This window comes from Saccharothrix sp. (genome assembly GCF_031180885.1).
GTDB lineage: Bacteria > Actinomycetota > Actinomycetes > Mycobacteriales > Pseudonocardiaceae > Actinosynnema.
The window spans coordinates 306,584-320,875 of record NZ_JAPSLK010000001.1 but is presented as its reverse complement, the minus strand read 5'-3'; the positions used below and the strand labels follow the sequence as shown (position 1 = coordinate 320,875).

The 14,292-nt window shown below is 72.5% G+C and carries 15 protein-coding genes; 9 read left to right on the top strand and 6 right to left on the bottom strand.

From position 1 onward, the window contains the following. Complete coding sequence (locus RIN75_RS01650) at positions 1-816, bottom strand: hypothetical protein (protein WP_309109923.1); 816 nt, start codon at positions 814-816, stop codon at positions 1-3. 130 nt (positions 817-946) lie between these two features. Further along, entirely contained in the window at positions 947-1,825 is an 879-nt protein-coding gene (locus tag RIN75_RS01645; protein ID WP_309109922.1) for a LysR family transcriptional regulator, read from the bottom strand. 70 nt (positions 1,826-1,895) lie between these two features. Here RIN75_RS01645 and RIN75_RS01640 point away from each other — a divergent pair, with 70 nt between their 5' ends. From RIN75_RS01640 to RIN75_RS01630, 3 genes are all read left to right on the top strand, one after another. Continuing rightward, positions 1,896-2,756 (top strand): dihydrodipicolinate synthase family protein, encoded by an 861-nt coding sequence (locus tag RIN75_RS01640; RefSeq protein WP_309109921.1) that lies wholly within the window; start codon positions 1,896-1,898, stop codon positions 2,754-2,756. Positions 2,757-2,839: 83 nt separating this feature from the next. Beyond that, positions 2,840-4,291, top strand: a complete 1,452-nt coding sequence (locus tag RIN75_RS01635; RefSeq protein WP_309109920.1) for a multicopper oxidase domain-containing protein — start codon at positions 2,840-2,842, stop codon at positions 4,289-4,291. Further along, positions 4,292-4,744, top strand: coding sequence for a hypothetical protein (locus RIN75_RS01630; protein ID WP_309109919.1), 453 nt, complete (start codon positions 4,292-4,294; stop codon positions 4,742-4,744). Here the strand turns inward: RIN75_RS01630 and RIN75_RS01625 are convergent. Next, positions 4,741-5,535 carry an HAD-IIB family hydrolase gene (locus tag RIN75_RS01625; RefSeq protein WP_309109918.1) on the bottom strand — a complete coding sequence of 265 codons (795 nt, stop codon included), beginning with the start codon at positions 5,533-5,535 and terminating at the stop codon, positions 4,741-4,743. The two genes, RIN75_RS01630 and RIN75_RS01625, sit on opposite strands and share 4 nt — an antisense overlap. 50 nt (positions 5,536-5,585) lie before the next feature. Here RIN75_RS01625 and RIN75_RS01620 point away from each other — a divergent pair, with 50 nt between their 5' ends. The 3 genes from RIN75_RS01620 (at position 5,586) to RIN75_RS01610 (ending at position 7,803) form a co-directional block, all read left to right on the top strand. Then, positions 5,586-6,155, top strand: coding sequence for a TetR/AcrR family transcriptional regulator (locus RIN75_RS01620; protein ID WP_309109917.1), 570 nt, complete (start codon positions 5,586-5,588; stop codon positions 6,153-6,155). After that, positions 6,156-7,064, top strand: coding sequence for an SDR family oxidoreductase (locus tag RIN75_RS01615; protein WP_309109916.1), 909 nt, complete (start codon positions 6,156-6,158; stop codon positions 7,062-7,064). 91 nt (positions 7,065-7,155) lie between these two features. Next, complete coding sequence (locus tag RIN75_RS01610) at positions 7,156-7,803, top strand: hypothetical protein (RefSeq protein ID WP_309109915.1); 648 nt, start codon at positions 7,156-7,158, stop codon at positions 7,801-7,803. Between the two features lie 20 nt (positions 7,804-7,823). On the opposite strand, the gene RIN75_RS01605 is transcribed toward RIN75_RS01610, so the two are convergent. The 3 genes from RIN75_RS01605 to RIN75_RS01595 form a co-directional block, all read right to left on the bottom strand. Next, positions 7,824-8,480 (bottom strand): response regulator transcription factor, encoded by a 657-nt coding sequence (locus RIN75_RS01605; RefSeq protein ID WP_309109914.1) that lies wholly within the window; start codon positions 8,478-8,480, stop codon positions 7,824-7,826. 10 nt (positions 8,481-8,490) lie between these two features. Further along, positions 8,491-9,675, bottom strand: coding sequence for a sensor histidine kinase (locus RIN75_RS01600; RefSeq protein ID WP_375295886.1), 1,185 nt, complete (start codon positions 9,673-9,675; stop codon positions 8,491-8,493). Between the two features lie 107 nt (positions 9,676-9,782). Then, entirely contained in the window at positions 9,783-10,265 is a 483-nt protein-coding gene (locus RIN75_RS01595; protein WP_309109913.1) for a hypothetical protein, read from the bottom strand. An 87-nt stretch (positions 10,266-10,352) separates the two neighbouring features. On the opposite strand from RIN75_RS01595, the gene RIN75_RS01590 reads away from it, so the two are divergent. The 3 genes from RIN75_RS01590 to RIN75_RS01580 are packed head-to-tail and all read left to right on the top strand — an operon-like array spanning position 10,353 to position 14,046. Continuing rightward, complete coding sequence (locus RIN75_RS01590; RefSeq protein ID WP_309109912.1) at positions 10,353-11,870, top strand: dynamin family protein; 1,518 nt, start codon at positions 10,353-10,355, stop codon at positions 11,868-11,870. Next, on the top strand, positions 11,867-12,232 hold the full coding sequence (locus RIN75_RS01585) for a nucleotide exchange factor GrpE (RefSeq protein WP_375295885.1): 366 nt from the start codon (positions 11,867-11,869) through the stop codon (positions 12,230-12,232). Before RIN75_RS01590 ends, RIN75_RS01585 begins: the two co-directional genes overlap by 4 nt. Continuing rightward, a complete protein-coding gene (locus RIN75_RS01580; RefSeq protein WP_309109910.1) occupies positions 12,229-14,046 on the top strand; it encodes a dynamin family protein in 1,818 nt (605 codons plus the stop codon). The genes RIN75_RS01585 and RIN75_RS01580 overlap by 4 nt, the downstream gene beginning before the upstream one ends. Positions 14,047-14,292 lie beyond the last annotated feature (246 nt).

Genomic DNA, 14,292 nt, shown 5'->3' with positions numbered 1-14,292 from the left:
TCAGCCCTCCACCCTCACCAGCGCACGCATCCCGTCCGCCGCGAACATCCTGCCCGTCCGGGTGTCGGTGACCCAGGTGACGAGGGCGTAGTCGCCGGCGGGGAGGTCGACGTCGAGCACCGCGGACCGGCCGGGCGACAGCGGCACGACGCCGGTCGGCCCGCCGGTGAAGGGCGCGGGACCGGTCCGCCGGAAGAACGCTTCGAGGTCGGCGTCGGTCGTGCCGGGCCGTACCGGCATCACCATCGCCTCGTTGACGTGCGGCGACAGGTTGACCACCCGCACCGACCCCCTGATCACCGCGGGCGCGACATACCGCCCGTCCAACACGATGATCACCTGTTCGGCGCGCGGCGGTGCTTGCCCGTGGCCGGCCACGACCCGCACGGGTCGGATGCGCTCGGCGAGGCCGGGCAGTCCGACGTCCCGGAAGTCGACCAACAGGTAGTCGCCCGGCGACACCCGCATGGTCACGGAGGCCGGCACCCGCGCCACCGCCACCCCGCCCAACATCTCGGCGTCCTTGGCCACGGCCTTGCCGCCTTCGACCGGGTCGGGCCCCATCGCCCGGGTGAGATCGGCCAGGTACTGCTCCCGCGAAACCCCGGCCTTGAGCCGCACCATCCCCAGCCACGCCCCGGCCGGATCGGTGTTGGACACCTTGAACCTCACCGCACCGGCCCGGATCGTGTCGGGCGCGGCGAAGCCCCCGACCCCGACCGCGATGTCCACCTGCTGCTGTTCATGGGCCACGGCCTGCCCGGGCGCCACCGCCACACCTGCCGCCGCCAGCACCGCCACAACGAGTCGCTTCATGCCGAGAACCCTGCTCGGCCACCCCCGTCCCCCGCGTCAGCCCACCGCCGACACCGCGCACGTACCGCCCCGGGTCGAGAACTACCGCACGGGATGTAGGCGGTCCCAGTGCCGTCGGGCGACCCGGGGCTCAGTCCACCGCCTCCCGCAGGGCCGCGACGCACGCGGCGATCGCCGGGTGGCCGCCCCCGCCCCGGCGGTACGCGATGGCGGTCCGCCGGCACACGTCCAGCGGCACCAAGCGCACCCCCGCAAACGGTTGCGCGGCACCCAGTTGCGGCACGAGAGCCACCCCCTGACCGGCCGCGACCAGGGCCAACACCGCAGTGAAGTCGTCCACGTGGTGCCGAACCCGCGGGGTGAACCCGTGGGCCTCGCACACCCGGGTCGCCATGGTGTGGCACAGCGTCCCGGGCGTCCCGGCCACCCACGCGGCCTCGCGCGCCGACGCCACCGGGGCCGGCCCCGTCTCGAACGACGACGGCACCGCCAGGAACACCGTCTCGTCCAGCAGCGGCACGGAGTCCAGCCCGGGGTCCGGCGCGACCGGCGCGATGTCGTAGTCGTGCACCAGCGCCACGTCCAACCTGCCGTCGCGCAGCGCGTCGGGCATCTCGACCGGGTCCAGCTCGCTCACCATCAGGTCCAGCGCCGGGTGGTCGCGCGCCAGCGACACCAGCGCGGTCGGCAGCAGGGTGCGCACGGCGGTGGGGAACGCCCCGATCCGAACGGTCCCGGACACGCCCTCGCGGGCCGCCGACAAGGTCGCCGACGCCGCCTCCAAGGTGGCCAGGATCGACTCGGTGTGCCGGACCAACTCCGTCCCGGCGGCCGTGAGCGTCACCCGCCGACCGGTGTGCTCCAGCAGGGGCACGCCCGCTTCGCGTTGCAGCGCCGCCAATTGCTGGGAGACTGCCGAGGGTGTGTAGGCATGAGCTTGAGCGACCGCCGCGATCGTGCCCAGGTGGGCCAGATCGCGCAGCAGGCGCAGGCGACGGACGTCGAGCATCAGTCCAGCTTACGTTTCCGTTGAGGAACGCGAACTGGTGCTACACGTTCGCGGACCGCATCCTGGCACCATGCTGACCGGCCTGTTCGTCCCGCTGATCACCCCGTTCGACCGCGAGGACCGAGTGGCCCTCGACGCGCTGGAGGCCCTGGCCGACCAGGTGCTCGCGGACGGGGCGACGGGCCTGGTCGCGCTCGGCACCACCGGCGAGCCCGGCGCGCTCACCCCGGCCGAGCAGCGGGCGGTGCTCAACCTCACCGCCCGGGTCTGCCACGAGCGCGGCGCGCAGCTGCTGATCGGCGCGAACACCCCCGAGGCCCTGCGCGACGCGGCCGGCCGGGGCGCGACCGCCGCCCTGACCCTGGTGCCGCCGTTCCTGCGGCCGGGCGAGGAGGGCGTGGTCGCCTACTTCACCAAGGTCGCCGCGGAGAGCCCGGTGCCCCTGGTCGTCTACGACATCCCCTACCGCACCGGCCAGCACCTGTCGGCCGCGACGCTGCGCCGGATCGCCGCGCTGCCGAACGTCGTCGGCGTCAAGCACGCGCCCGGCGGCGTCACCGACGACACCGTGGACCTGCTCGCCGACCCGCCCGCCGGCTTCGCCGTGCTCGGCGGCGAGGACGCGTTCCTCTCGCCGCTGCTCGCGCTCGGCGGCCACGGCGGCATCGTGGCCTCCGCGCACGTCGCGACCAGCCGGTTCGTCGAGCTGGTCCAGGCCTGGGAGAAGGGCGACAGCACCACGACCCGCGCGCTCACCGGCCCGCTCAGCGCGCTGTCGAGGGCGTTGTTCGCCGAGCCGAACCCGACCGTGATCAAGGGCGTCCTGCACGCGCAGGGCCGCATCCCCACCGCCGAGGTCCGCCTGCCGCTGCTGCCCGCGGCCCAGGCGAACGTCGAGGAGGCCGTGCGCCGGGCTACCGCCCTGGGCTGACGTCGTACCGCCGTGGGCGCAGGTCCGGGATTACCGTCCCGGGCCGACGCTTCGAAAGCCGCTGACCAGCAGCATTCCGGGGCATGAGACGACGCGGCTTCCTCGGACTGATGGCCCTCGCCGCCCTGGCGGGCTGCGGCAGCGGCGCCGAAGGCAACACCGGCACCCTGAAGTTCACCAACCCGCTGCGCATCCCGCCGGTGCTGGACCCGCAGCCCGGCGCGGACGGCGTGAAGCGCTACCCGCTCGCGCTGCGGCCGGGGGAGACCGAGTTCCTGCCGGGCAAACCCGCCCGCACGTGGGGCATCAACGGCACGTACCTCGGCCCGACCCTGCGCGCCCGCCGGGGCGACCGCGTCGCCATGGCCGTCACCAACCTGCTGCCCGAGGCGTCCACCCTGCACTGGCACGGCATGCGCCTGCCGGCCGCGATGGACGGCGGCCCGCACCAGATGATCTCCGCCGGCGGCACGTGGACCCCGCAGTGGACGGTGGACCAGCCCGCCGCCACCACCTGGTACCACCCGCACCCGCACGGCGCGACGGCCGAGCACGTCTACCGGGGCCTCGCCGGCATGTTCATCATCGACGACGAGCACTCCGCCGAACTGCCGCACACCTACGGCGTGGACGACGTGCCGCTCATCGTGCAGGACAAGGTCTTCGACGCCGACGGTCAGTTGAAGGAGGACTTCGGCGGCACCTGGGGACTGCTCGGCGACCAGATCCTCGTCAACGGCACGCACAGCCCGTTCTTCGAGGTCAAGGCGTCCCGAATCCGGTTCCGCATTCTCAACGGCGCCAACGCGCACGTCTTCACCCTGGGCTTCGCCGACAACCGCGAGTTCCAGGTGATCGCGTCGGACGCGGGCCTGCTCCCCGAACCGGTGACCGTCGACCGGGTGAAGATCAGCCCCGGTGAGCGGTTCGAGGTCGTGGTGGAGTTCAAGCCCGGCGAAACCGCGCTGCTCAAGGGCTTCGACGGCGACTCGGCGATCGAGGACGGCGAGTACGACCTGCTGGAACTGCGCGCCGCCGGCACCCTCGCCCCGAGCCCGGTCCTGCCCGCCACCCTGTCCGCCCGGCCGCGCATCGAGCCCGGCGCGAAGACCAGGACGTTCGAGCTGGGCGGCACGAACATCAACGGGCAGGACATGGACATGGCCCGCATCGACGAGGTCGTCCCGGCCGGCGCGCGCGAGGTGTGGGAGATCGACAACATCACCTACGACCACAACTTCCACGTGCACGAGGTGGCGTTCCGCATCCTCGACATCGACGGCGAGGAACCCCCTCCCCACCTGCGCGGCCCCAAGGACACCGTCTACGTGCCCGGCAAGACCAAGGTGCGCCTGGCCGTCGAATTCGGCCACCACACCGACCCGACCATGCCGTACATGTACCACTGCCACATCCTCAAGCACGAGGACAAGGGCATGATGGGCCAGTTCGTGATCGTCGAACCGGGCACCGAAGACCGCACGTCCCGCACCCTGTCCCTCACCGGTGCCGGCCACGCCCACCACGGAGGCTGAATGGGATCAGGACCCCTCGTGCTGGGCGTGCTGGGCGCGCTGACCGTGTTCGGCTTCGTCTCCTACGCGAACCACGACCGGCCCGAGCTGGTCGACAACTCCGAGGTCGCCGCGGCGGTGGAGGAGGCGTGCGCCGTGATGGCGCGGGACGTGCGCGCGGCGGTCGGCGACCCGGTGGCGGTGATCCGCGCGCGCAACGACGCCGTCGTGGCGATGGTCGACGCGGTTCGGGCGCTCGGGCCGGACCTCATCGCACGCGACGAGCCGACCGCCGCGTGGCTGACGGATTGGCGCACCCTGGTCGACGCACGCGCCCGGTACGCCGACGACCTGGCCGCCGGGCGCGCCCCGGTGTGGACGCCCCCGGTCGCCGACGGTGTTCCGATCGTCGACCGGCTGGCGTCGGTCGGTGTGGCCTGCGCCGTGCCGGCGGAGGTCGCGGACCCGCGCTAGGCCGCGAACCACCGGTCCAGGACGGCTGCCGCGCCGTCCTCCAGCACGGTCCCGGTGACGGAGTCCGCCACCTCCTGCACGGTCGCCGGCGCCTGGCCCATCGCCACGCCGTGCGCCGCCCACCGCAGCATCTCCACGTCGTTGTGCCCGTCGCCGATCGCCAGCGTGTCCGACTCGGCGACGCCCAGCCGCACGCGCAGCAGTTCCAGCGCCGACCCCTTGCTCACACCCATCGGCGCGACGGTCAGCCACGGCTCGGCGTTGTCCACCCACCACGCCACGTCGCCCAGCGAGACGTCCGCCAGCCGCAGCGACACCTCCTCCGGCGTGCGGTCGATCCACCGCATGACCAGCCGGGACGTGGGCTCGGCGGTCAGCTCCGCCAGGTCCACCTCGCGCACGTGCCCCCACAGGTCGCCCTCGGGGAACCGGCCCAGCGACCGGTTGCCCTCGCCGGTCACCTCGGTGGCGAACACCGCGCCGGGGAACAGTTCGCGCAGCAGTTCGACGGTCGGTCGCGCGTCGAAGGCGACTTGGCGCACCACCTCGCGGGTCGTCGTGTCCCACCACACCGCGCCGTTGGAGCAGATCGCGGTGGTGCCGCGCAGGTCCAGGTCGTCGACGATCGGCCGGGTCCCGATGAGGCTGCGGCCGGTGGACAGGACGACGTGCGCGCCGTGGTCGACGGCCCGGTGGATGGCCGCGCGCACGGCGGGGGCGACCTCCTCGGTGCCCACGCGGGTGATCGTGCCGTCGATGTCCAGGGCGATGAGGCGAGGTCTCCAACTCACTGGTCTCACCCTAATGGACGACATTAATGAATCATGGTTCAATAACTCGTGTGCCACGACCGAAGACCATCACCGACGAACGGCTCCTCACCGCCGCCGGCACCGTGATCGGCCGCAAGGGGCACGGGTTCACCATCGCCGACGTCGCCGCCGAGGCCGGGGTGTCGGTTGGCACGGTCGCGCAGCGGTTCGGGTCGAAGGCCGGCCTGCTCCAGGCGCTGACCAGGCAGACCACCGCCGACGTCGAGCGCCGGATGCGCGCGGCGGCGCAGGGGCCGGACCCGGTCGAGGGCCTGCGCCGGGCGCTGCTGACCTGGTTCGAGGGCATGACCGACCCGGTCGAGGCGGGCAACCACCTCGCCCAACTCGGTGTGGACCTGATCGACCCGGACCTGCGGGCGCTGCTGGCCGAGCACTACGCGGCGACCGAGCGCACGGTGCTCGCCCTGGTGCGCGCGGCGGACCTGCCGCACGCGCCGGCGCCGGAACGGGCGGCGCGGGTGCTCACGGTGGTGGTCTTCGGGGTCTCGATGGACTGGTCGGTCCGGCCGCGCGGCGCGCTGGCCGACCGGCTCGCGGAGGACGTGGACGCGGTGTTGGACGCGTGGAAGGGGAGATGAATGTCTTTGGAGGGCAAGGTCGCGGCGGTCACGGGGGCCACTCGCGGCGCGGGTCGGGCCATCGCGGTGGAACTGGGGGCGTTGGGGGCGACGGTGTTCGTCGGCGGCCGGTCGACGCGTGCCGGCAAGTCGCCCATCGGGCGGGACGAGACGATCGAGGAGACCGCGGAACTGGTGACCGCGGCGGGCGGGCGCGGCATCCCGGTGCGGTGCGACTTCACCGTGATCGAGGACGTGGACGCGTTCCGCGACCGCATCGAGTCCGAAGTGGACGGACAGCTGGACGTCCTGGTGGACGACGTGTGGGGCGGCGAGCAGGCGGTCGACTTCCAGCCGTTCTGGGAGGTGGACCTGGAGAAGCAGCTCGGCATGTGGCACAACAGCGTCCGCGCGCACCTGGTGGCGCTGCACCGGTTGCTGCCGCTGGTGATCCGCGAGCCGGGCGGGCTGGTCGTCGAGGTCACCGACGGGGAGGACGACGAGTACTACTCGGGGATGCTGGCCTACGACTCGGTGAAGGTCGCGGTCCGGCGGATGGGTCGCGTGCTGGCCAAGGACATCGGCAAGCACGGCGCGACCTCCGTCGCCGTCACGCCGGGGTTCCTGCGGTCGGAGGAGATGCTGGAGGGCTTCGGCGTCACCGAGGCGAACTGGCGGGACGCGGTGCGGAAGGAGCCGCACTTCGTGATGTCCGAGACGCCGCACTACGTGGGTCGCGGGATCGCGGCGCTGGCCGCCGACCCGGACCGGCACCGGTTCACCGGGCAGGCGCTGGCGTCCTGGACCCTCATGCGCGAGTACGGGTTCACCGACCTCGACGGCACGCAACCCGACTGGGGCCGCTGGAACGAGGACGTGGTCAAGACCAAGTTGGACCCGACGACCGTGGACGCGTCGAAGTACCGCTGACCCGAGTCAGGGGTCCCGGTCGGCCCCTATTGGCTGAACCACCGCGTTCCGCCGGTCCGTACGGCTCAGCAGGTCACGAAGGGAGAACCTGATGAGCCGCAGGATGCCAGACCAGGGTCGTGCTCGGCGGTGGACCATCGCGGCGGGACTCGTCGCGGTGGTCGCCGCCGGCGCGGGCACCGCCCTCGCCTTGGGCGGCGGATCGGCGGGAACGGCCTGCCAGGGCCAGGCGCTGACGTTCTCCGCCGAGGGCGGAGCACCCGGGGTCACCAGCAACCAGTTCCCCGCCGGCACCCAGCTCAAGATCACCAACCTGGACAACGGGAAGTCCGCGACCCTGCCCGTGGTCGGTGTCTCGGGCAGTTGCGCCCTGCTGAACAACGCGGCGATGGAGCAGCTCCGCGAGCCCGGCAAGAACCTGATCCGCCGCAACACCGTCGAGGTCGTCTCGCAGGCCCGCCCCGCCACGACGTCGAACCAAGCCGCACCGTCTGGTCAGCAGGTGTGCAACGGCAGCACGGTCACCCTGTCCGGGGACGGCGGCGCGCCGGGCGCGACCAGCAACCAGTTCCCGGTCGGCACGAAGCTGAAGATCACCAACCTGGACAACGGCAAGTCCACCACGGTCCCGGTCGTCGGCCCATCGGGCAGCTGCGCGCTGCTCAACAACGCGGCCTTCGAGCAGGTCCGCGAGCCCGGCAAGTTCCTCATCCGCCGGGCGTTGATCGAGAAGGTCTGACGGGCGGGCGTCCGGCCCGGTCAGACGTCGCCGGGCCGGACCAGGCCGGTCTCGTAGGCCAGCACCACGGCCTGCACCCGGTCCCGCAGGTCGAGCTTGGCCAGGATGCGCCCCACGTGCGTCTTCACCGTCGCCTCGGACAGGAACAGCTTGCGCGCGATCTCGGTGTTGGACAGCCCCTTGGCGATCAGCACCAGCACCTCGCGCTCCCGCTCGGTCAGCACCTCCAGCACCGACGCGTCCCGCAGCTCCCCGCCGCTCTCCCCGAGGAACCGGCTCAGCAGCCGCTTGGTCACCGACGGCGAGACCACCGCGTCCCCGGACGCCACCGCCCGCAGCGCGGAGACCAGGTCACCGGGCGGGGTGTCCTTGAGCAGGAACCCCGAGGCCCCGTTGCGCAGCGCCGACAGCGCGTACTCGTCCATGTCGAAGGTCGTCATGACCAGGACCTTCGCCGTGCCGGCCGCGGCGATCCGCTTGGTCGCCTCCACCCCGTCCAGCACCGGCATCCGCACGTCCATCAGGACCACGTCCGGCTTCAGCGACTCGGACATGTGGACGGCGTCGAGACCGTCGCCGGCCTCGCCCACCACGTCGATGTCCTCCTGTGCGCCGAGCACCATGCGAAAGCCCATCCGCATGAGTTCCTGGTCGTCCACAAGCAGTACTCGGATCACGCTCTCCACCCTATGACGGCACCACCGGCAGCACGGCCCGGACGCGCCAGCCACCACCGGGGTTCGGACCTGCCTCCAACGTGCCACCCAGCACACCGGCCCGCTCGCGCATGCCGATCAACCCGTTGCCCCCGGACACCGCGACCAGGTCGTGCGGCGTGCCGAACCCGTCGTCCACGACCTCCAGCGCCACGTGCTCACCCGCACGGGCGATCCGGACCACGGCCGACGCGCCCGTCCCGGCGTGCTTGAGCGTGTTGGTCAGCGCCTCCTGCACGATCCGGTACAGCCCCAGCCCCAGCCCAGCGGGCAGGTCGGTGAGGTCGCCGGAGGTCTCCAGGCGCACCGGCAGCCCGGCCGCGCGCAGGTTCTCGGCCAGGTCGGCCAGGTCGGCGGCACCCGGCTGCGGCGCCCACTGCGTGCCCGACTGGTCCTCCTGGCGCAGCACGCCCAGCAGCCGGCGCAGCTCGGTCAACGCCTGCCGGCCGGTCTCGGCGATGGTCCGCACCGCGGCCTCGGCCAGCTCGGGCTGCGACTTGATCGCGTACCCCGCGCCGTCGGCCTGCACCACCATCACCGACACCGCGTGCGCCACCACGTCGTGCAGCTCGCGCGCGATCCGGGACCGCTCCTCGCCCACCGCGATCCGCGCCTGCTGGTCCCGCTCGGTCTCCAGCAGCTTGAGCCGCTGCTCCAGTTCGCGCTGGTAGGCGCGCCGGGCCCCGACGAACTCGCCGAGCGCCCAGCTGAACCCGAAGATCACGACGATCAGGAAGACCAGGAACACGGCCTCGGGCACCGCGCCGACCTGCGTCAAGGTCCACACGACCGTGCCCAGCGCGAGCCAGCCGGCGTAGAGCAGGGCCGGTCTGCGCCCGACGAACGCGACCATCGTGTACAGCGCTACGGCCAACGCGAAGTCCGCCGGCCGGGCGGCCAGGCCGTCCTCGAGGTTGCCGTGGGTGAGCAGCTGGATGAGCCCGCCGGCCAGGATGGTGTAGCTCGACCCGACCGGGTACTTGCGCCGGAACGCCACCGGGACGACGAGCATGAGCGCGACGAAGAACAGCGTGGGCGGCGTCACGACGTCGCTGTAGGACACCATCGCGCCCAGGTCGAACAAGAACAGCAGCCCGGCGATCAGGGAGTCCCCGAACACCGGGTGAGCACGCATCCACAGGCTCAGCCGCCGCACGCCACCAGCCTAAAGAGAGGCCAGACCGGGCGCGTCGCGCCACGGTCTGACCTCGACCTAATCCTCTGGGCTGAATCTGATGGCCGCGACTGCGTCGCGGCCTCGCGTCAGCGGGTCGTCTTGATCTGCTTCGGGTCGATCCGCGTGGGATCCACCCGGCTCGTGTCCACCGGCGGGACCGGCTCGACGCGCACCGCCTGGGACGGCACCCCGTGCTCGCGCTCGTACTGCCGGTGCTCCTCGGCCATCTCGTCGGCCAGCTGCTGCTGGAGCTGCCGGTCCCGGATGCGGCCCAGGATGATCATCGTCACCGCGTGCACCAGCGCCAGCAGCAGGAGCACGACGCCGAGCTTGACCACGACGTCCTTCACCGGGTCACCGGTGTTCACGGTGATGATCGACACCAGCGCCAGCAGGCCCAGCACCACGAGGTGGAACAGCACGGTGGCCAGGGCCGTCATGGACCGGGCCGCTTCCGGGTCGCCGTACGCCCGGTTCATGTAGGCCCGGCCGCTGCGGTAGATCAACTGGCCGTCGATCAGCACCAGAACCACGCCGAGCAGCAGGAAGACCGCATAACCCTGTTCCATGACGTGACCTCCCTCTTCGCCGTTGGCAATACCCCGAGGCGCCCGTTCGGAAACCGGGGCCCGACCCCGCGTGGCACGATCTCCGTCGTGACAGCCCAGGCGCAGCAGCTCGCCGGGCCGCTCTCGGCGGCCGTGGCGAACCTGTGCGTGCGGCTGCAACCGCAGGTGTCGCCGACCACCGCCGCCGGGTTCCGCGAGGTGCTGCGCCGGTTGTCCGCGCCGTTGCAGGTGGCGGTGGCGGGGCGGATCAAGTCGGGCAAGTCGACGTTGGTCAACGCGCTGATCGGCCGCCGGGTCGCGCCGACGGACGTGGGCGAGTGCACCCGCCTGGTCACCCGCTTCCAGTACGGGACCGTCGACCGCGTCGAGGTGGTGTTCACCGACGGGCGCAAGCAGGTGCTGCCGTTCGACGCGAACGGCGCCATCCCGGCCGACCTCGGCGTGGACGTCGAGCAGGTGTCGCACATCGAGGCCTACCTGACCAACGCGGTGCTGCGGGACCTGACCGTGATCGACACCCCGGGCCTGGGCTCGCTGGACGCCGCGTCGGTCGCGCGCACGGAGGCGTTGCTGGGCAACGAGCTGGACCCGGTGTCGCGCAGCGCGGTCGCGGGCGCGGAGGCCGTCCTCTACGTGGTCACGCAGGGCGTGCGGCAGGACGACCAGCAGGCGCTGGCCGCGTTCACCGCCGCCACCGCCAGCCGCGAGGCCGGCCCGGTGAACGCGATCGCGGTGCTGAACAAGGCCGACACCATCGCGGCGGAGACCGTGGACGGCGCGGACGGCGACACCTGGAAGGCCGCGGTGCTGCTCGCCGAACGCCAGGCGCACACGCTCAAGCCGCGGGTCGCGGACGTGCTGCCGGTGATCGGCCTGGTCGCGGAGTCGGCCGAGACCGGCGGGTTCACCTCGGCCGACGCCGACGCGCTGCGCAAGCTGGCCGAGCTGGACGACGCGACCCGCGAGACCATGCTGATCTCGGCGGACCTGTTCGTGAGCTGGGACTGCGACGTGCCGGTGGGCGTGCGCACCCGGCTGCTGGAAAAGCTCGACCTGTACGGCATCCGCTGTGCCCTCAACGCCCTCGACGCGGAGCCCGCGATCACCGCCGGTGCGTTGCGGCGCAAGCTGCTCGACGCGTCCGGCCTGGCCGGGGTACGCGGCAAGCTGAACGCGGTGTTCCGGTCCCGGGCCGACGGGATCAAGGCCGCCGCCGCGCTGGCGTCGGTGACCGCGCTGGCCGCCGCGTCCGGCGACCCCGGCGAGCGGCAGCGCGTGCACGACGCCATCGAGGTGCTGCTGGCCAAGCCCGAGGCGCACCAGTTGCGGCTGCTGGAGGCGTTGACGCTGGTGGCGTCCGGCGCGGTCGCGCTGCCCGCGGACCTGGCCGACGAGGTCCTGCGGTTCGGCACGTCACCCGACCCGGCCGAACAGCTCGGCCTGCGCGGACGCCCGCCGCAGGAGCTGATCGCGTACGCGCTGGAGCGCGCCGGCTGGTGGCGGTCCTTCGCGTCGTTCGGGGCGACGCCGGCGCAGAGCCGGGTCGCGCACGTGGTGCACCGGGCGTACTTCCTGATCTGGCAACAACTCCGGGGGCGGGGATGACGGACGGAACCCAACCGGCGCAGGCTTCGTCCGACCCGGGTGTGGAGACCATCGCCGGTGAGCTGCTGGACCAGGCGCTGGCCGAGCGGCGCGCCCTCGTGCAGCTCTGCCTGTACGCGTTGGACCGCGCCCGGTCGTCGGGCGTGGTCGAGCGGATCGAGGAAGGGCTCGCGGGCATCGGCGTGACCGCCGTGCGGCCCGACGGCGAGCGGTTCGACCCGTCCCGGCACGAGGCGGGCGGCACGGTGCCCACCGACGACGCTTCGCTGGACGGCGTGGTCGCGGAGACCGAGGTGGTGGGGTTCGTCGACCGCGGGCGCACCCTGCGCGCGCCGATCGTCACGGTCTACACGGCCCGATGAGCACGCTCCCGCAGACCGTCCGGCAGACCCGCGAGCGGCTGACCGCCCTGGTGCGCTCGATCGACCCGTCGGCGGCGTCGTTCGTGGAGACCCGGCGCGGCGGTCCGGCCTCGGTGGTGGTCGTCGGCGAGACCAACCGGGGCAAGTCGTCCCTGGTCAACGCGTTGCTGGCGACACCGGGCCTGTCGCCGGTGGACGCCGAGGTGGCCACTGCGGCGTACCTGGTGTTCCGGCACGGCGAGCAGTTCGCCGCCCGCGCCTGCTACGCGGGGTCGATGTCGCCGGTGCCGTTCGAGCGGGCCGAGCTGGTGAACTGGGTGTCGGCGGCGCACGAGCTGCCGGCGGGGATGCTGCCGCCCCGGTACGTCGAGGTCGAGGCCCCGATCCCGCTGCTCGAACGACTGTCCGTTGTGGACACTCCTGGGGTCGGCGGGCTGGACTCGGTGCACGGGGAGCTGGCGGCCGAGGCGGCGGCTTCCGCGACCGCACTGCTGTTCGTGGTCGACGCGTCCGCCCCGTTCACCCGCGGTGAGCTGGACTTCCTGCGCACCGTGGGCGAGCGGGTCGAGACCGTGGTGTTCGCGCTGACCAAGGTCGACCAGTTCCGCGGCTGGCGGACCGTGCTGGAGGCGGACCAGGCCCTGCTGGCCGAGCACGCGCCGCGGTTCGCGGGCGCGGTGTTCCACCCGGTGTCGTCGCGGGTGTTCGAGATGGCCGCGAAGGCCCCGAACCCGGACGCGGCGGCGATGCTGCGCGAGCGGTCCGGTATCGGCGAGTTGCAGGCGGCGTTGCAGGAGATGGTGGTCGGCCGGGCGGCGATGCTCGGCGAGGCGAACTCGCTGCGCGCCCTCGCGACCGTGCTGGACGAGCTGGTGGCGCGGACCGAGGCGGACCGGCGGGCGTTGTCGTCGGGCGAGGAGGAGGCCGAGGCGCTGCGGGTGCGGCGCGACGAGCTGAACTCGCAGCGCCGGTCGTCCACCCGGAGCTGGCAGGTCAAGTTGCGCGGCGAGGTGCAGCGGGCGCGCGTCGAGGGCAGCCACGAGGTCAGCCGGCAGATGCGCGACGTCCAGACGTGGTTCCGGTCGGCGATCGACGCGGCGTCGCGCGAGCAGCTGGCGGCGCTGCCGCAGCAGGTCGACGCGGCGCTCCAGATGGTGTCCGGGCGGATCAGCGCGGGCCTGGCGCACCGTTTGCAGCGGGTCGCCGACGCGGCCTTGGCGGACCTGTTCGCGCCCGACGAGTTGGCCGTGATCCGGGGCCAGTTCGCGCGCGGCGCCACGCCGCCGGTCGTGCTGCGCCCGCCGGAGAAGCGCGCGCCGACCGCCGAGGACAAGCTGCTGGTGTTCATGGGCGTGACCGGTGGCCTGGGCGCGGGCCGGCTGGCCGCGCTGCCGCTGGCCGGGCTCGGGGTGGCCGCGCTGAACCCGATCGTCCTGCCGGTGACCATCGTGCTGGGCCTGGGCGCGGGCTGGTGGATGGCCCGCACCCGCAAGCACTCGGCGGACAAGCAGCACCTCAAGCAGTGGCTGTCCGACGCCATCGCGGACGCCCGGTCCACAGTGGACCAGTTGGTGGCGGAGCAGCTGATCGAGGCCGAGCAGGCGCTGTCGCTGGCGCTGGACGACGCGCTGGGCAAGCGCGTGGACGCCATCGAAGCGGAGCTGCGCGAGGTGGACAAGGCGCTGCGGATGGAGGCCGGCGAACGGTCGAAGGCGCTCGCCGCGGCGACCCGGCAGGTGACCGAGCTGAAGGCCGGCCGGGCGAAGGTGGACGACCTGCTGTCCCGCATCCGGGCGCTCCGCGACCGCGTTTGAGACGTATTGCGGTGGCCTGGAAAAGGCACAACGACCGCTGTCCGAAATGGGTGCGCGGTGTCACCCGGATGGTCGAAGATCGACAGCGTTAGTGCTGGTCAGCGCTCGTTGTTGAGGAAATTAAATTCGGTGTTGCCGTTCTTGCCCGGTGCCGGGAGGTGTATTCGGCGACCCACTTAACGGCCGATACACGATTACGACATGCCCGTTCACGCGGGGCTGATTCGCTGATCCGGAGATTGATTC